General features: G+C 56.6%; 16 protein-coding genes. 3 read left to right on the forward strand and 13 right to left on the reverse strand.

Annotated features, from left to right (window positions below; translation table 11 throughout):
- Nucleotides 1-70 precede the first annotated feature (70 nt).
- Complete coding sequence (rnz, locus tag BN871_RS10700) at nt 71-1,027, reverse strand: ribonuclease Z (RefSeq protein WP_021877452.1); 957 nt, start codon at nt 1,025-1,027, stop codon at nt 71-73.
- A gap of 32 nt (nt 1,028-1,059) precedes the next feature.
- Nucleotides 1,060-4,500 carry a methionine synthase gene (gene metH, locus BN871_RS10705; RefSeq protein ID WP_048745887.1) on the reverse strand — a complete coding sequence of 1,147 codons (3,441 nt, stop codon included), beginning with the start codon at nt 4,498-4,500 and terminating at the stop codon, nt 1,060-1,062.
- A gap of 155 nt (nt 4,501-4,655) precedes the next feature.
- On the opposite strand from metH, the gene BN871_RS10710 reads away from it, so the two are divergent.
- On the forward strand, nt 4,656-5,198 hold the full coding sequence (locus BN871_RS10710; RefSeq protein ID WP_048745889.1) for an acireductone dioxygenase: 543 nt from the start codon (nt 4,656-4,658) through the stop codon (nt 5,196-5,198).
- A gap of 176 nt (nt 5,199-5,374) precedes the next feature.
- Here the strand turns inward: BN871_RS10710 and BN871_RS10715 are convergent, their stop codons facing one another.
- From BN871_RS10715 to BN871_RS10735, 5 genes are all read right to left on the reverse strand, one after another.
- Nucleotides 5,375-6,160, reverse strand: coding sequence for an HAD family hydrolase (locus BN871_RS10715; protein WP_021877448.1), 786 nt, complete (start codon nt 6,158-6,160; stop codon nt 5,375-5,377).
- Between the two features lie 53 nt (nt 6,161-6,213).
- Nucleotides 6,214-6,729, reverse strand: coding sequence for a hypothetical protein (locus BN871_RS10720; protein ID WP_232312963.1), 516 nt, complete (start codon nt 6,727-6,729; stop codon nt 6,214-6,216).
- A 97-nt stretch (nt 6,730-6,826) separates the two neighbouring features.
- Complete coding sequence (locus BN871_RS10725; RefSeq protein WP_048745891.1) at nt 6,827-7,813, reverse strand: aldo/keto reductase; 987 nt, start codon at nt 7,811-7,813, stop codon at nt 6,827-6,829.
- Between the two features lies 1 nt (nt 7,814).
- The gene (locus BN871_RS10730) at nt 7,815-8,027 is read right to left on the reverse strand and encodes a DUF896 domain-containing protein (protein ID WP_373864513.1); all 213 of its coding nucleotides are present in this window, start codon (nt 8,025-8,027) and stop codon (nt 7,815-7,817) included.
- Nucleotides 8,028-8,164: 137 nt separating this feature from the next.
- Nucleotides 8,165-8,629 (reverse strand): LysM peptidoglycan-binding domain-containing protein, encoded by a 465-nt coding sequence (locus BN871_RS10735; RefSeq protein ID WP_021877445.1) that lies wholly within the window; start codon nt 8,627-8,629, stop codon nt 8,165-8,167.
- A gap of 210 nt (nt 8,630-8,839) precedes the next feature.
- On the opposite strand from BN871_RS10735, the gene lexA reads away from it, so the two are divergent.
- On the forward strand, nt 8,840-9,463 hold the full coding sequence (lexA, locus tag BN871_RS10740; protein WP_048745894.1) for a transcriptional repressor LexA: 624 nt from the start codon (nt 8,840-8,842) through the stop codon (nt 9,461-9,463).
- A 146-nt stretch (nt 9,464-9,609) separates the two neighbouring features.
- Here lexA and BN871_RS10745 read toward each other — a convergent pair whose 3' ends face one another.
- The 3 genes from BN871_RS10745 to BN871_RS29630 all read right to left on the reverse strand — a co-directional run bounded on the left by BN871_RS10745 (nt 9,610) and on the right by BN871_RS29630 (nt 11,629).
- Complete coding sequence (locus BN871_RS10745) at nt 9,610-10,182, reverse strand: hypothetical protein (RefSeq protein ID WP_069202424.1); 573 nt, start codon at nt 10,180-10,182, stop codon at nt 9,610-9,612.
- A gap of 157 nt (nt 10,183-10,339) precedes the next feature.
- Complete coding sequence (locus tag BN871_RS10750) at nt 10,340-10,795, reverse strand: GNAT family N-acetyltransferase (RefSeq protein WP_048745923.1); 456 nt, start codon at nt 10,793-10,795, stop codon at nt 10,340-10,342.
- A gap of 669 nt (nt 10,796-11,464) precedes the next feature.
- Nucleotides 11,465-11,629, reverse strand: a complete 165-nt coding sequence (locus tag BN871_RS29630) for a hypothetical protein (protein WP_269745418.1) — start codon at nt 11,627-11,629, stop codon at nt 11,465-11,467.
- A gap of 775 nt (nt 11,630-12,404) precedes the next feature.
- On the opposite strand from BN871_RS29630, the gene BN871_RS10755 reads away from it, so the two are divergent.
- The gene (locus BN871_RS10755; RefSeq protein WP_048745896.1) at nt 12,405-12,800 is read left to right on the forward strand and encodes a cupin domain-containing protein; all 396 of its coding nucleotides are present in this window, start codon (nt 12,405-12,407) and stop codon (nt 12,798-12,800) included.
- Nucleotides 12,801-13,099: 299 nt separating this feature from the next.
- Here the strand turns inward: BN871_RS10755 and glnA are convergent, their stop codons facing one another.
- The 3 genes from glnA to BN871_RS10770 all read right to left on the reverse strand — a co-directional run bounded on the left by glnA (nt 13,100) and on the right by BN871_RS10770 (nt 16,199).
- Nucleotides 13,100-14,428 (reverse strand): type I glutamate--ammonia ligase, encoded by a 1,329-nt coding sequence (gene glnA, locus BN871_RS10760; RefSeq protein ID WP_021882093.1) that lies wholly within the window; start codon nt 14,426-14,428, stop codon nt 13,100-13,102.
- Between the two features lie 35 nt (nt 14,429-14,463).
- Nucleotides 14,464-14,877, reverse strand: a complete 414-nt coding sequence (locus tag BN871_RS10765) for a MerR family transcriptional regulator (RefSeq protein WP_048745897.1) — start codon at nt 14,875-14,877, stop codon at nt 14,464-14,466.
- 92 nt (nt 14,878-14,969) lie between these two features.
- Nucleotides 14,970-16,199 (reverse strand): methionine gamma-lyase family protein, encoded by a 1,230-nt coding sequence (locus BN871_RS10770; RefSeq protein ID WP_048745899.1) that lies wholly within the window; start codon nt 16,197-16,199, stop codon nt 14,970-14,972.
- Nucleotides 16,200-16,211 lie beyond the last annotated feature (12 nt).

Consider the following 16,211-nt stretch of genomic DNA (forward strand, 5'->3'; position numbering starts at 1 on the left):
CCCTTTTCCGCCGATGCGGAAAAGGGCCGTTCCTGGAACCGTATCGACGGCAGTCCTGCCGCCTTTCGGCTCAAATCAAGCAGTAGCCCCCCGTCTCCTCTTCACCCTGTCTGGGAATAGGTAAGGTCAGCAGGTCGGCTCCCGCATAGGATTCTGCAAATATGCCGCGCGCCTCGGCGACCAGCGCCGGCATGTCCTCATCTCGGTAGCGGCTGCTGAAATGCGTCATGACGAGTCTGCGCGCACCCGCTTCGGCGGCTGCAGCAGCCGCCTGCAGCGTCGTGGAATGGCCGTAGGCTTTCGCTTTGGCCGCCATCGCCCCTTCAAACGTCGCCTCGTGGACAAGAAGATCCGCATCCTTGGCCAGGCGTACGATCGCCGGGCAAGGAGTCGTGTCGCCGAGTATGGTGACGATCCGCCCCGGCAATGCAGGTCCGAGCACGTCGCTGCTGCGGATGACGCGTCCGTCGTCAAGCGTGATGTCCTGTCCTTGCTTGAGCAGCCCGAGCTGAGGGCCGAACGGGACGCCTAATGAACGTGCCTTGGCGGAGTCGAGGGCGCCGGGCTTGTCCTTCTCGACGATTCGGTATCCCCAGCTTGCGACGCGGTGGTCCAGCCTGTCCGCTTCGACGGCATACAGCTCATCCTCGTAGACGATGCCGGGAGCCAGCTCGGTGATTTCGAGCTCATAGTCCAGATGCGAGGCTGTCAGCCTGAATACGGCCTGCACGTACTCCCGGATTCCTTCCGGCCCGAACAGACGGAGCTTGCCTGCCCCGGGGTGGTAGGAGCGGCTGCTGAGCAGTCCGGGCAAGCCGTTGACATGATCTCCGTGCATATGCGTGATGAACACGGCTTCGACCTTGCTCATCTTGAGCGGAGTGCGCATCAGCTGATGCTGGGTCGCCTCTCCGCAGTCGAACAGCCACACCGAGCAGCGCGGCTGCGGAAGCGTCAGGGCAACGGAGGTCACGTTGCGCAGGCGCGAGGGCCTGCCGGCGCCGGTTCCCAATAATGTCAGTTCCATTTATGGCGGCTCCCCCTTCCATTCCAATTCCTTTAGGCTTTATCGACGTTGAAATATTTGGCTTCGGGATGGGCGAACACCATCGCGGACACGGATGCTTCCGGCTCCATCATGAAGCCCTCGGTCAGCTCAACGCCGATATCCTCGGGATGAAGAAGCTCGAACAGCGGGCCCTGGTCCTCCAGATTCGGACAAGCCGGATAGCCGAACGAAACCCGGACGCCCTGATAGCGGGCGCCGTGGCGCTGCTTCATGGTCATGTCCGGAGAATCCGGGATGCCCCACATATCCCTCATCATATGGTGAACGCGCTCCGCCATCCCCTCCGCGACTTCGAGAGCGACCGACTGCAGGGCGTGGGAGCGCAGGTAGTCGCCTTTGTCCTTCCATTCTCCGGCCAGATCGCGTACGCCTTCTCCCGCCGTCACGACGAGGAATCCGACATAGTCCATGATGCCGCTGTCCACGCTCTTCAGATAATCGGCCAGGCACAGGTAAGGCTCGACCTGCTGGCGCGGGAAGCTGAAGCGCTTGAGAATCCGGGAAGGATCCTGCGGATCGTACACGACGATATCGTTGCCTTCCGATTGGGCCGGGAAAAACCGGTACATGCCGTGAGCCCGGATAATTCCTTCTTTAACCGCTTCATGCAGAATGGAATCGACCGTATCCTTGAGCTGCATGACCTTGGGCTCGCGAGCGGCCAGCAGCTCCTCCACCTTGCCGCGCACGCCGAGATGATGGCCGAGCAGCATCTGCATGTTCACATAAGGAACGATATGCGGGATAGGGACGTTGCGCAGAATATGGCGGTCCAGATCCGGCGGCAAATACACGGGAGCATCGCGGTTGACGGTAGAGCGGGCCGCGCGGCTCTGCTGCGGCAGCTGCGGCTTCTCCTCCACGGCGACGGCGCCGCTGGCCTTCGCTTCGGCATGCTCTTCATTCAAGCGGGCGCGATGGTCCTTGTCCATCAGCTTGTTGGCGAGGTCGAGGCCTTCCATGGCGTCCTTGGCGTAAAGCACCAAGCCGTCATATTCCGGACCGATCCGCGTTTTCGTGAACTTGCGGGTCAAGGCGGCACCGCCGACCATGATCGGGACGTCGATATCGGCATTGCGGAGATCCTGGGCCGTGATGACCATCTGCTGCGCGGACTTCACCAGCAGCCCCGAAAGGCCGATGGCGTCCGCCTTTTCCCTGCGCTGGGCTTCGATCAGCTGCTCAGGCGGCACTTTGATGCCCAGGTTGACGATATGGTACCCATTATTGGAAAGAATAATTTCGACCAGGTTTTTGCCGATGTCGTGGACGTCGCCCTTGACGGTGGCAAGAATGATCTTGCCCTTGACCGACGACTCTGTCTTCTCCATGTGAGGCTCGAGATGGGCGACGGATGCCTTCATGACCTCGGCGCTCTGAAGCACCTCGGCGACGATGAGCTCGTTGTTGTTGAACAGCCGTCCGACCTCGTCCATGCCTTTCATGAGCGGTCCGTTGATGATCTGCAGAGCGGAATATTTGCCGAGAGCTTCGTCCAGATCCGCGAACAAGCCTTCCTTGGTTCCTTCCACCACGTAGGAAGCAAGCCGCTCTTCCAGCGGCAGATTGGACACCTTCTCCTTCTTCTCGACCTTCTTCTCCCGGAATGCGGCGACGAATGCGGCGAGCGTCTCGTCGTTCGTGCGGTAGATCAGATCCTCGGCCAGCTTGCGCTCATGCTCCGGAATGGAAGCGTACCGCTCCAGCTTCTCCGTATTGACGATCGCGTAATCGAGGCCTGCCTTGGTGCATTCGTAGAGGTAGACAGAGTTCAGCACCTCGCGTCCGGCTTCCGGCAGCCCGAAGCTGATGTTGCTGATCCCTAGGATCGTATGGCATTTCGGCATCGCCTGCTTGATGAGCCGGATGCCTTCGACGGTTTCCTCGGCCGATCCGATGTACTGCTCGTCGCCCGTCCCGACAGGGAACATGAGCGGGTCGAAAATGATATCCTCCGGACGGAGTCCGTATTTGTTCACGAGCAGGTCATAGGACCGCTTGGCGACCTCGAGCTTGTCCTGCCTTGTGATGGCTTGTCCGCGCTCGTCGATCGTGCCGACGACGACGGCTGCCCCATATCGGTGGATGATCGGCACGACCTGCTCGAATTTCTCCTCGCCGTCCTCCAGGTTGATGGAGTTGATGATCGCTTTGCCCTGGCTGTATTTGAGCGACAGCTCGATGACCGCGGGATCGGTCGTGTCGATGACGAGCGGCGCCTTCACGAGCTTGACGACGATCTCGAGGAATTTCTTCATGTCCTCGCTCTCGTCGCGGTCCGGATCCTGGAGGCAGACGTCGATGACATGGGCGCCCTTCTTGACCTGAGCGCGGGCGATTTCAGCCGCCTCCTCGTATTTGCCTTCCACGATGAGGCGCTTGAACTTGCGCGAGCCGAGCACGTTCGTCCGTTCGCCTACCATATAGGGACGGTTGTCGGATTCGATGTAGACCGTCTCGATGCCGGATACAGCTGGAGGATGGCTGCCTCCGCGGCCGCGCGGGGCGTACCGGCTCATCGTTTCCGCCATCGCCCGGATATGCTCCGGAGTCGTACCGCAGCAGCCGCCGGCGATGTTCAGCCAGCCGTTCTCGGCGAATGCGCCCATCTTGAGGGCAAGCGACTGGGGAGATTCATGGTAATGGCCGTTTTCGTCCGGGAGGCCCGCATTGGGGTAACAGCTGACGGCCGCCAGCGAGATCTCGCTCAGCGTGCGGATATGGTCGCGCATGAATTCCGGACCTGTCGCGCAGTTGAGCCCGATCGAGATCGGATTGAGATGCTCCAGGGAGATGTAGAAGGATTCGATATTCTGGCCGGCCAGCGTCGTGCCCATCGGCTCGATCGTGCCGGATATCATCAGCGGCAGCGTCTTTCCCGTCGCCTCGTAAGCGTTGCGGATCGCAATGCTGCCCGCCTTGACGTTGAGCGTATCCTGGGATGTCTCCAGCAGCATGCAGTCGACGCCGCCCTCGATCAGGGCGACCGCCTGCTCGAAATAGCTGTCCACGAGACCTTCAAAGGTGACGCCGCCTGTCACCGACAACGTTTTCGTCGTCGGACCGATCGCGCCCACGACGAAGCGCGGATGCTCGTCGGTGGAATATTTGTCCGCCGCTTCCCTCGCGATGCGCGCTGCGGCGAGATTGATCTCCCGGGCCCGCTCCGGAATGTCGTACTCGGCGAGGACGATGCTGGCTCCACCGAACGTATTCGTCTCGATGAGATCCGCTCCTGCCTCCAGGTACTGCTCATGGATGCTGCGGATGACCTCGGGCCGGGTCAGCACAAGCATTTCGTTGCACCCTTCCAGCTCCTCGCCGCCGAAGTCATCGGCCGTCAGATCGACCTGCTGGATCATCGTGCCCATGGCCCCGTCCAGAATCAAGATTCGCTTCTCAAGCATTTCCTGCAAACTCGGCTTCGACAATCTTCTGCACCTCTCCGTCAAAAATCGTTATCCTTTAGTCTATCAGATGATCGCGGGAGTGAAAAGAACTGTAATCGACAACCCCCGAAAGTTGATTTATAATAGAAATTAGCGCTATATTCAATTCATTTCAATGGGAAAAGAGGGAATTGCCGATGGCTGAAATCCGCATCCGCAATACGAACGATCGCATTTCCGGCGATGAGCAAGTAAAAGCATTTTTGGATTCCCAGGAAGTGCTTTACGAGCACTGGGACATGAGCAAGCTCGACGCGTCCCTGCAGGAGAAGTTCACCCTGAGCGACGACGAAAAGGCCTCCATCCTGGAAACGTTCGACTCCGAAATCCGCGATCTGGCGGGCCGCCGAGGCTATCAGATCTGGGATATCATCACTCTGTCCGAGTCGACTCCGAATCTGGACGAGCTGCTCCAGAAATTCGAGAACGTCCACACGCATACCGAGGATGAAATCCGCGCTATCACAGCAGGCAAAGGCATCTTCATCATCAAGGGCTCCGACGACGTCGGCTACTTCGACGTAGAGCTAGAAGCCGGAGACGTCATCTCCGTTCCGGAGAACAAGCCGCATTTCTTCACCCTGATGGAGAACCGCAAAATTGTCGCTGTCCGTCTGTTTATTGAGAAAGACGGCTGGATCGCCCATAACTACTCCGATCCTGAATTCCAGAAAGCTTGATTTGCCGGCGCCAAAAAGGCTGCTGCCCGTCGTCTTCGGTTGAAGACGGGGCGGCAGCCTTTTTATTCGGGGATGACCGTTCCAGTCGCCGATTCGCGGTTCGCGCTGCCGGCGCATTCCCGCAGCCTCCGCTTGGGACGCGGAAGCTTGCACATCGGGAACTGTCCTGCGACGCCTTATGCAAGCAGCGGAATGAGCTGATCCAATCTCGTAATTTCATGGCTGGGCACGATCTCCGGATTTTTCGCCTTTCCGCCCCGGTTGATCCATACCGATGTCATCCCGATCGTGTTCGCTCCGAGAATGTCGGTCGTAAGCTTGTCTCCGACCATGATGCCATCCTCCGGATCGACTCCGAGCAGTTCAAGAGCATGGCGGAATATGTCGGCATCCGGCTTGCCTTTGCCGTAATTGCCGCTGATGACGATCTCGTCGAAGTAGGAGGTCAGCTCAGGCACGCCGAGCAGCTTCTCCTGCTGCAAATCCGGGGATCCGTTGGTCAGCAGAAGCAGCTTGTACTTGCCTTTGAGGGAGTCCAGCACCTCGAAGGTTTCCTCGTATACGATCGGCCGCTCGCGGCGTTCCTTCGGGAAGCGCTCGGCCAGCTCCGCTCCAAGCGCCGGATCGTCGACCCCGATGGCCGCGAGGCCGCGGGTCCAAGCATCCTTTCGGTAGCCTGGAGCGAGCTGCTCCAGCTTGCGGAACGATTCCAGCTCCCCCTCCGAAAAGCGGGCCCAAAGCCCTTCCAGCGGATTGATGCCGATTTGCTGCGTGAACGGGAACGTTTCATACGAGCTGTACAGCTCTCTCGCCTCCCGCTTCACTTCCTCCTCCAGCCGCTTCGGATCGACGCCCGCCTGCTCCTTGGCCCATTCGCAAGTGGCCTGGAAGGCTTCGTCCACGCTCCGCTCATCCCACAGGAGCGTATCGTCCAGATCAAAAAGTACCGCTTTCTTCGCCATCTCTCTCTTCCTCCCGAACCGTTATGTCCAAGCTGACGGCTGCAAGCCGGATGTCATTTCTGCGTAAAAGGAATGCCGTTGCGGGCGGCGAACTGCTCCAGGCTGACCGCCATACGGTCCGTAGGATATCGGTTCAGCACCCGGGAGAACACCCAGTTCGCACCTTTGACCTGCTCGATGACGACATAGCTTTTCATGACCGAGATGCCTTTGATGGCTTCTTTATTGAGACGCTTGTCGCCGGTCATGCGGCGCGTCTGCACAAAATCGGCTCCGACCGCCAGATAAGGGCGCCGCAGGAAGAACATCAAAGCCAAGAAGACGTACATCGCCACGACGATCCAGTTCCAGTTCGTCGCTCCTTCATCTTTTGGAAGGATCAGCACATACAAGGCGACGAAGAGCACCAGCATGATCGGGGAAATGTAGTTGCGGCCTTTGAACCGTTCCGTACGATCCCCGGACGCCGCAGGCTTGATCGCGGTCTGTCCCCTCTTTTTTCTAGTTGCATTGATTTGCGCCGAATTGCGGCGTACTTTGCGTTCCCAGGAACGAGACAATAGGGTCACCTCTGCCATAGATTTTGTTGGCCTTATTAGGACGGCTTGTCGGTATTACGTAAGCGGGCGGCTTCCCGTTTCGCGCGGAGACGCCGATGGCCGCCTGTCAGAGAGGCCTGCGGAATTTCTCCAGGAATCGCGTCGGATATTCCGAAGGCAGGCGGCTCGCCTCGTCCAAAGCTTCGAATTGCTCCTTCGTCAGCTCCCAGCCCGCAGCTCCCATGTTTTCTTCGTACTGCGCGTAAGTGCTCACTCCGAAGATCGGCGATGTGATGCCCTTCTGCTGGATGAGCCAGCGGAGAGCCGTTTGCGCAGGCGTCTTGCCGGCTTGCGCGGCTACCTCCTTAAGGACGTCCAGGATGCGGAAATTAGGATCTGTATTCCGGTATTGCCAGGAACTCTCGCCGGCATTCGCAGTCAGCCTGCCTTCTGTCGGCTCCTCGCGTCCGTAACGGCCGGTCAGGAAGCCCCCGCCAAGCGGCGCCCATGGAATGATGCCGACGTTCTCTTCCAGGCAGAGCGGCACCATCTCGCGGTCCATTTCGCGATTCAGGAGGCTGTATTGCGGCTGCACGCTGATGAAGCGCGACCATCCCCGGCTGTCGCTTATCGCGAGCGCCTTCATCATCTGCCAGGACAAGTAATTCGAGCATCCTATGTACCTGATTTTGCCGGCGGAGACGAGATCGTCCAGGGCGCGCAGCGTCTCCTCCAGCGGAGTGGCATGATCCCATACATGGACCTGGTAGAGGTCGATATAATCGGTGCCGAGCCGTTTCAAGCTCGCTTCCACGTTCTGAACGATATGCTTGCGAGACAGTCCGGCTCCGTTGATATGCTCTTCCGTCTGCATGCGGACCTTGGTGGCCAGCACATATTCGTCCCGATTGCCTGCGATCGCCCGTCCGACGATCTCCTCCGATCTGCCGCCGGCGTAGACGTTGGCCGTATCCAGAAAATTGCCGCCCTCGCCGCGAAAATGGTGGATCATGCGAGCCGCTTCTTCTTCAGGCGTCGTATTGCCGAACATCATCGTTCCGAGACACAGCTCCGAGACGGCTAGCCCGCTTTTGCCGAGCAATCGGTATTCCATTTTATTGGCCCCCCTTGTTCTCGTCATCCACCCATTCAATGTTGTCCAGCTGCTGCTTGAAATTGCGCTTGAAATTGGCCAGATACTGCTGTCTGAGCTGCGTCCGTTCTATGACTTCCTCAGGCGTCAGCCCGACAGATTTGTGCTTGCGGGAAAGCTCGTTGATCCTTGCGATCAAGGCATCGATATCCACTCGTCGTTCACCTCTGTTCATTGACGTTTCCTTCTAACTTTGAACTACGGAGAAGAGCTTGTCAAGAAAGCCAAAAAACCCCGGCGATGTCTCCCGGGGCTGATATCTATCGAAATGAAATTAGACTCTCAAAACGGGCGAGGCCTAAAAGAAGCCGTTCAAGATTGCTTGGGAATGATCAAGGTCTGACCCGCCTGCAGATCGGAATCCTTCAGGCCGTTGCGCTGCTTGATCATGAAGACGCTGCGCCTGATGTCATGGGAAAGGCCGGAATTCCCGGCGATGGACCAGAGAGTGTCTCCGCTCGTCACCGTGACGGTCAGCTCGCCCTCAGCTGCGGGGGCGATTCCAGAAGAGCTCGCTCCGGAAAATCCCCAAAAGCTGGAGAAGACCAGAAGGAACAGGAGGATTGACGCTGCATATGGAAGCAGGCGGCGCGGACGTCTGCTCCCGGCTGTCCTTGCCGAGACAGCGGAGGAACGGGGGATGAATCTGGAATCGCCGGGAACTGCTCCGGGACGGAAGCATTCCTTGAGATAATGATGTTCCTGCTTCTTCACTTGCCTGCGGACCGTTGCCTCAGAGCCTCGCTCCGGCGTGCTGTATCCAGATAAAGTCATCATGACCGTTCACTCCCCAAACGTTTGTTCTTATTCCCAGAATAACACGAACATTTGTTTTGGTCAACGCTTATTTGGAACGTATGTTCGCCGATCGGAATCGCCCTATGCGAACGGCTGTTTCTCGAACTTATGTTTGTACGAACTCGGGTTCTGTGCTATACTTTGCCTACATATTTCTTTCTACTAATTTCTAGTTTTGGAGTGATTGCGATGTCTAAAGTGTCCAACCGCCAGCAGGCCATTCTTGACTTCATCAAGAACGAAGTCCGGGACAAAGGCTATCCACCTTCAGTACGTGAGATCGGCGAGGCGGTAGGCCTGGCATCCAGCTCCACGGTGCATGGCCATCTGGACCGCCTGGAGAAGAAGGGCCTGATCCGCCGAGACCCTACCAAGCCGCGCGCCATCGAGATTCTCGACGGCGACGATGCCGCCATGCTGCCCTTTCCCGTCTCGATCAGCCGCGTTCCCGTCGTCGGCAAGGTAACGGCCGGAGTGCCGATCATGGCGACCGAGAACATCGAGGAGTACTTCCCTTTGCCGGCTGACTATGTCGGCGATCACGAGGTGTTCATGCTGAGCGTCGTCGGGGAGAGCATGATCGAAGCGGGCATACATAATGGCGATTACGTCATCGTCCGCCAGCAGCCTTCCGCCAGCAACGGCGATATCGTCGTAGCCATGACGGAAGATGACGAAGCGACGGTCAAGACGTTCTACAAGGAACGCGACCATATTCGGCTTCAGCCCGAGAACGCCTCCATGGAGCCGATCCGGCTCAAGAATGTGACGATTCTCGGCAAGGTAATCGGATTGTTCCGCAATCTTCACTGAGGCATGTCCCTTTTGGGTCAATAGGAAGTCCCTTCCATTACCCCTCCATATCCGGCTTTATTCACCCATTCGCGCACTCTGACAGAGTGCGCGTTTGTTTTTCAAAGGTTCTTATTTTTCGCTGTTGTTCGCTGCTTTTCGCATTGTCATCGAAACTTTTCGTGGAAAAACTCGTTCAGGTAAATATGCTTGGAGCCCGGGTATTGAAAGCTCATGTAGAATCCCGAGGATTCAAGATGAACTCCGGTCAAGTACCGGCTTCGCACATAGGGCCTGATCAATCGGCGGAATCTTTCCTCCTGCCCGCTTCGTATCAGAACCGCCGCCTCCTTGGCGAAGGTGCCGCTGCCGGCCAGCTTCCGGTAGAGCGGCAGCACGGCCGCCGATAGCCTGCGGAGCACAGCTGCCGAAAAAGCGAATTGCGCCGTTCCGGGCGGAATGGTCGTCGCATTCGTGTACGCTCGAACCGGCGGTGGATAGTTGAAGTCCACGAAAAATCCGATGCCGTTCGTACTGAACGAATTGACCGGCGCAAGCGGAGCCTCCTCCTTGAACAGCTTCAACAGCGTATCGAGATCCGCCGCTCGTACTGCAGCGCTCCATTCCTCGGCGAATGGACGGCTTCTAACGAACCGGGCATAAAGCGGCAGCATGCTGGAGGCTGTCCGCGCGAGCACAAGCCCTGACACCCCAGCTCTCGGCTTTGATTGTCTGGCCACGCTCTTCCCCCCTGTTAACGAATCCTAACCGGAATGTTCCGGCAAGATGCCTATGAGTATGAGCCTATGCCGCCCTAAGATTGTCCGAGAACAAGAAAAAACGGCTTGTCCGATCGGACAGCCGCCGTCAAAGCTTATTGGGTTGATCTGCACTCTCTCATAATTGCTTTGTCATAAATACGCTATTTGGGTCTTCCTCATAGCCAGAGAACGGCCCGCATTCGATAAAGCCGAAGGACGCATACAAATCGCGGGCCGGAACAAAGGCATCCATGGAGCCTGTCTCCAAGCTGATTCGAGCATAACCCCTTCGTTTGGCTTCCTGGATAATATGATCAAGAAGCTTTCGGGCAACGCCCTTGCGCAAATGTCTCGAAGCCGTCCTCATGGACTTGAGCTCGCCATGGCTGGCGTCGAGCTCCTTGAGAGCGCCGCATCCGAGCAATTCCCCCTCTTCCCAGACGCTCCAGAAAGTGATTTCCGGCTTTTTCAATTCATTCAAGTCCAACGCGTGAATGCTTTCAGGAGGAGAATTTTCGGCCATCCCCCGGAGATGCTCCCCGATCAAAGCCCGGACATCAGGCCCGTTTAAGTCATCCAACATAATTCTCATCATTTCATTCTCTCCCCTGTCCAATCCATTACCTGTATTATATCGGTGTCCGGGTAGGGGAAAAAGGGAGAAATTAAACAGTTATTTTCATCTTTTCAATCCTTTTGGCCAAACAGAACCTAAATGGATTAACGCTGATTCGCTGCTGGAACCACAGCGGCAGGCAGGCTCTTCACTCCATTAAATTCTGCTGTACAAATTTAGCTGTAAACAAAAAAAAAGTCCTCCGACTAGTAAGTTCAGCGGGCTTTCTATATATGTTACATGGAAGAATAATTTAAGCGATCTGAATGATGACAAGATGTGCAGAGACAGATCTGGTTCCGCCAGCAAGAGGAGTTATCGTTAATGCAGTTGAGTTCCCGGCTGGATTACGAACCGTGAGGATAGAATTTATCACAGTCGTTTGGACAAGAGCCGTACCTACGATCTGAGATGTGCCCGTTGCCCGCCCAACTACCGTGTACGCCAGATCGGCGCCGTTAAGAGTCAATATGAGTTGCCCAGCCTCGGTCACACTCACCTGGAACAGAACCTGATAGGTTCCAATTGCAGCCAGGTTAAACGTAGTTGGACCTGTTCGTGTAATGGTAGTTCCGCTTGTTGGCCCATTTTGAGGAAAGCTTACATCAGTACCCACTGCGACTGTTGCAGCATTATCGGGTGGCATCAAGGCGAAAAAGTCTGAAAAAGCGAGTACTCCGCCTGTTGCTCCTGTGGCTCCAGTAGCTCCTGCTGCTCCTGCTGCTCCTGCTGCTCCTGCTGCTCCTGCTGCTCCTGCTGCTCCTGCGGTTCCGGCCGGGCCAGTTGCTCCCGTTGCTCCTGTTGCACCAACTCCTGGCCCAGTCGCTCCCGTCGCGCCCGCAGGGCCTGTTGGCCCGATAGCTCCAGTTGTCCCTATTCCCGTTGGCCCTGCTAGACCTGTTGGCCCCGTTGCTCATATTGGACCTGTAGGTCCAGTAGGACACGGCAGACAAATGCCTTGCGGTCCTGTTGGTCCTTGCGGTCCTTGCGGTCCTTGCGGTCCCGGAGGTCCTGGAGGACCCGGTAATCTTCCCATTAATGTACACTCTCCTCTTGTTGTGGAATCGCTCATAGGACGTATCATTATTTGAAGCTATTCAATTTAATAAAGCTTTATATCTATAGGTGATTCTGAAGAAGCTGCCTGTGTTTTTCTTGGTGAAATCTCCACTGAAAAAAAAGTGCGAGAAGCGCCGGAAAACAAGGAAAGTCAAATCGAACTTGGATATGGTTATTGAAGAGCGTCCGTTTGAATGCCGATTGAAGTTTGAGTTGACTCCTTTTCACATCCCTAGGCCCAATCAGGTCAAGTTGGTTCCTTTATGTCCAGAAATCCCCTTTTGGGTCAACTTTTTTAATCCTTTAAATAAACAAAATCAGACTATTTGTTTAGTAAGGAACAAATCGATCCAATCTAACAATTTCGTATTTGTTAGAACGGTTTATACTTATATACTGGTGTTCATTAGGTGACCTGTTGCTTAATTGCTCCTAACAGATCGCATTAATGCATCCAAACAAAATCCGAGAAAGCTGGATTCGTCTGAATTCGGAATTACCTTAAAAAGAAAGAAGGATGTCAAAAATGAAAAACGAACAATTAAGCCACAGCACCATCTTCCCGCTAGGAAAAAAAGTAGAGCAATACTTTACAGGGGATGCGTATTTGCAGATGGTGTTCACCGATCCCGAGCCGCTCAATACAGCCATTGGAAACGTGACCTTTGCTCCAGGAGCCCGCAATAACTGGCACTCTCATCAAGAGGGACAAGTTTTGATGGTTACTGGCGGCGAGGGCTGGTATCAAGAAGAAGGAAAGCCGGCCCGATTGCTCCAAACGGGGGATGTCGTAAACATCCCGCCTCATGTAAAACATTGGCACGGGGCAACAACCGATAGCTGGTTTGTACACTTGGCCCTTACACCAGGACAGACGGATTGGCTGGAACCCGTATCCGATGAAGAATATAGCAATCTCTAAGGAATGAAGAAACGGCTGCCGTTAAACGGCTGCCGTTTCGTTTGCTTACCTGTACATGGATCTGTTGCCAGAAGTGTATCCCGCGGCAATGATCAGATGAGGCTGAGCGGGATAGCCCCTACCCCCTACCCGGTCGCCCCGGTTTCAGCTCTGGCTGCCAATCGTTTGAAATAGTCGGCCATTTAACGCAAAAGTGCGGGCATTTTGCGGATATGAGTCAGCTCGCAGGCCATCCCTCCTACCGTTCACCCACACATAAGAAAAATCCCTCAGCCCGCATGGGCCAAGGGATTCCTCTCTTAGTACAGAGTCAGGTACTGATCGCGTTCCCACTCATGCACTTGCGTTTTGTACATGTCCCACTCGATTTCCTTGAGCTCGTAGAAATGCGCCAGGGCGTGGTCGCCGAGAGCTTCCGTAATAATCTCGCTGCGCAGCAGCTCGTTCAGAGCTTCGCGAAGATCCTCCGGCAGGCTCGGGATGCCGTCCTCCAGACGCTCTTCGTCGGTCATGACGTAGATGTTGCGGTCGATCGGAGCCGGCAGCGGCAGCTTGTTCTTGATGCCGTCCAGGCCGGCCTTCAGCATGACGGCCAGAGCCAGGTATGGATTCGCGGCCGGATCCGGGTTGCGCACTTCGACGCGGGTGCTGAGGCCGCGGGAAGCCGGAATGCGGATCATCGGGCTGCGGTTGCTTGCCGACCAGGCGACGTAGCTCGGCGCCTCGTAACCCGGCACCAGACGCTTGTAGCTGTTGACGGTCGGATTGGTGATGGCGGTCATCGCGCGGGCATGGCGCAGAAGGCCGGCCATGTAGTAACGCGCCGTCGGGCTGAGTCCCAGCTGATCGTCCTCGTCGTAGAAGGCGTTCTCTCCGCCGCGGAACAGCGACTGATGGCAGTGCATGCCGGAGCCGTTGACTCCGAACAGCGGCTTCGGCATGAAGGTCGCGTGCAGGCCGTGCTGGCGGGCGACCGTCTTGACGACGAGCTTGAACGTCTGGATCTGATCGGCCGCTTTGATAGCGTCCGCGTATTTGAAGTCGATCTCATGCTGGCCTGGAGCGACCTCGTGATGGGAGGCCTCGATCTCGAAGTCCATCTCCTCGAGCGTCAGCACGATTTCGCGGCGGCAGTTCTCGCCGAGGTCCATCGGCGCCAGATCGAAATAACCGCCCTGGTCGTTGAGCTCGGTCGTCGGCTCGCCCTTCTCGTTCGTCTTGAACAGGAAGAATTCGGGCTCAGGACCTACGTTCATCGCAGTGAAGCCCATTTCCTCGGCTTCCTTGAGCACGCGCTTCAGAATGCCGCGGGGATCGCCGGCGAACGGCGTGCCGTCCGGCATGTAGATGTCGCAGATCAAGCGGGCGACGCGATCCTGCGTAACCCACGGGAATACGACCCAAGTGCTGAGGTCGGGATAAAGATACATATCGGATTCCTCGATACGGACATAACCTTCGATCGAGGAGCCGTCGAACATCATTTTATTGTCGAGAGCTTTCTCAAGCTGGCTGACCGGAATCTCGACGTTTTTGATCGTGCCCAGCAGATCCGTGAATTGGAGACGGATGAATCTGACGTTCTGTTCCTTGGCGATGCGCATGATATCTTCTTTGTTGTAACTCACCGTATCTACTCCTCACATCATAAAATAGGTTATGGCTAGCGTTTGTTCGGGAAAAAGCGGCTCAGCTGGCCTTGGATAAGCGATGCTTTGCCAGGACGCTTCTCTTGCAGCTGCTGCTTCAGGAGCAGGCGAAGCTGGGAATCGCTGAGCTCGCGGCGCTTCACTTCGGATATCTCCGTCATGATGGTCGCATCCTCGGATTCCTTGGAGACCGGGTTCATCACCTGCTTGATTCCGGCGATGTTGACTCCCTTCTCGATGAGGGATTTGATCTCCAGCAGCCTTTCCACGTCGTTAAAGGAAAACAGCCTTTGGTTGCCCGAGGTGCGCGCCGGGACAATCAATTCATGCTGCTCGTAATAGCGGATTTGGCGTGCGGTCAGGTCCGTGAGCTTCATCACGATTCCGATCGGAAACAAAGCCATATTGCGGCGTATATCGTCAGCCATGTTCACATCAACCTTCCAATCGCGATAAGTTATGAACCTATTGTAATCGCGCGACATAAAGGTGTCAAGTCATGTTAGGTTCTTGTGTAAGTTTAACTAACAATAATACCCTGCTGCTCCAGTCTTTGAAGCGACTGCAGCAAGGCGTACTTGACATGGGAGTAGGTCAATCCGCCTTGCATGTAAGCGATATAAGGCTCGCGGATGGGCGCATCGGCAGACAGCTCCAGGCTTCCTCCCTGGATGAACGCGCCGGCCGCCATGATGACCGGATGCTCGTACCCCGGCATGTCCCATGCCTCCGGCACGACATGCGAGTCGACAGCAGCCGCAGCCTGAATGCCTTGCACAAATGCCGTGAGAGCGTCGGGCGAGCCGAATCGGATCGCCTGAATGAGATCCGTGCGCGGATCGTTCCAGGCCGGAGAAGTTTCGAACCCGAGCTCTTCGAACATCGCCGCCGACAGCACGCTGCCCTTCAAGGCCTGTCCGACGAGATGCGGCGCCAAAAACAGGCCTTGATAAATGCCGCGCAGCGTATCCAGCATCGCTCCGACCTCGGAGCCGATGCCGGGCGCCGTAAGCCGGTAGGCGGCAGCCTGGACGGCATCGGCCTTGCCTGCTATGTATCCGCCTGTCGCGGCAAGTCCGCCCCCGGGATTTTTGATAAGCGATCCTGCGATGAGATCGGCTCCGACCTCGGTCGGTTCCGACAACTCCGTGAACTCGCCGTAGCAATTGTCGACGAAGACGAGCACATCCGGCTTCATGGATTTTACTCGGCGGACCATCTCTCCGATCTGATCGACGGTGAACGAAGCTCTCCAGTCGTAGCCCCTCGAGCGCTGAATGCCGATGACGCGGGTCCGTTCCGTGATGAGCGTCTCCACCGCTTCCCAATCGACGCCGCCATCCGGCGCCAGCGCCGCCTCCTTGTAGAGGATTCCCCAATCCTGAAGGGATCCGGTGCCGTCGCCGGGCTTGCCGATAACCTTGTGCAAGGTGTCGTAAGGACGTCCGGTCACGTATAACAGTTCGTCCCCGGGACGGAGCAGTCCGAACAGCGCCGTGCTGATCGTATGCGTGCCGGACGCAAAATGAGGCCGCACGAGAGCGGCCTCGGACCGGAAGACGTCGGCATACACGAGATCGAGCACTTCGCGCCCCCGATCGTTGTAGCCGTAGCCGGTGGATCCGTTGAAATGAAAATCGCTGACCTTATGCTTCTGAAACGCTTCGATGACCTTCCATTGATTGCGCTCGGCGACGAGATCCAGTTCCGCGAATCGGGATTGAACCTTTTTTTTCTGCCGCCTGCGCAAGCTTCATGAGCT

The organism is Paenibacillus sp. P22 (assembly GCF_000469945.2).
GTDB lineage: Bacteria > Bacillota > Bacilli > Paenibacillales > Paenibacillaceae > Paenibacillus_O > Paenibacillus_O humicus.

Coding starts and splice junctions, on each gene's coding strand:
- rnz (WP_021877452.1), bottom strand. CDS start 1,027: ATGGAACTGACATTATTGGGAACCGGCGCCGGCAGGCCCTCGCGCCTG.
- BN871_RS10710 (WP_048745889.1), top strand. CDS start 4,656: ATGGCTGAAATCCGCATCCGCAATACGAACGATCGCATTTCCGGCGAT.
- BN871_RS10715 (WP_021877448.1), bottom strand. CDS start 6,160: ATGGCGAAGAAAGCGGTACTTTTTGATCTGGACGATACGCTCCTGTGG.
- BN871_RS10725 (WP_048745891.1), bottom strand. CDS start 7,813: ATGGAATACCGATTGCTCGGCAAAAGCGGGCTAGCCGTCTCGGAGCTG.
- BN871_RS10730 (WP_373864513.1), bottom strand. CDS start 8,027: ATGAACAGAGGTGAACGACGAGTGGATATCGATGCCTTGATCGCAAGG.
- BN871_RS10735 (WP_021877445.1), bottom strand. CDS start 8,629: ATGATGACTTTATCTGGATACAGCACGCCGGAGCGAGGCTCTGAGGCA.
- lexA (WP_048745894.1), top strand. CDS start 8,840: ATGTCTAAAGTGTCCAACCGCCAGCAGGCCATTCTTGACTTCATCAAG.
- BN871_RS10750 (WP_048745923.1), bottom strand. CDS start 10,795: ATGAGAATTATGTTGGATGACTTAAACGGGCCTGATGTCCGGGCTTTG.
- BN871_RS10755 (WP_048745896.1), top strand. CDS start 12,405: ATGAAAAACGAACAATTAAGCCACAGCACCATCTTCCCGCTAGGAAAA.
- BN871_RS10765 (WP_048745897.1), bottom strand. CDS start 14,877: ATGGCTGACGATATACGCCGCAATATGGCTTTGTTTCCGATCGGAATC.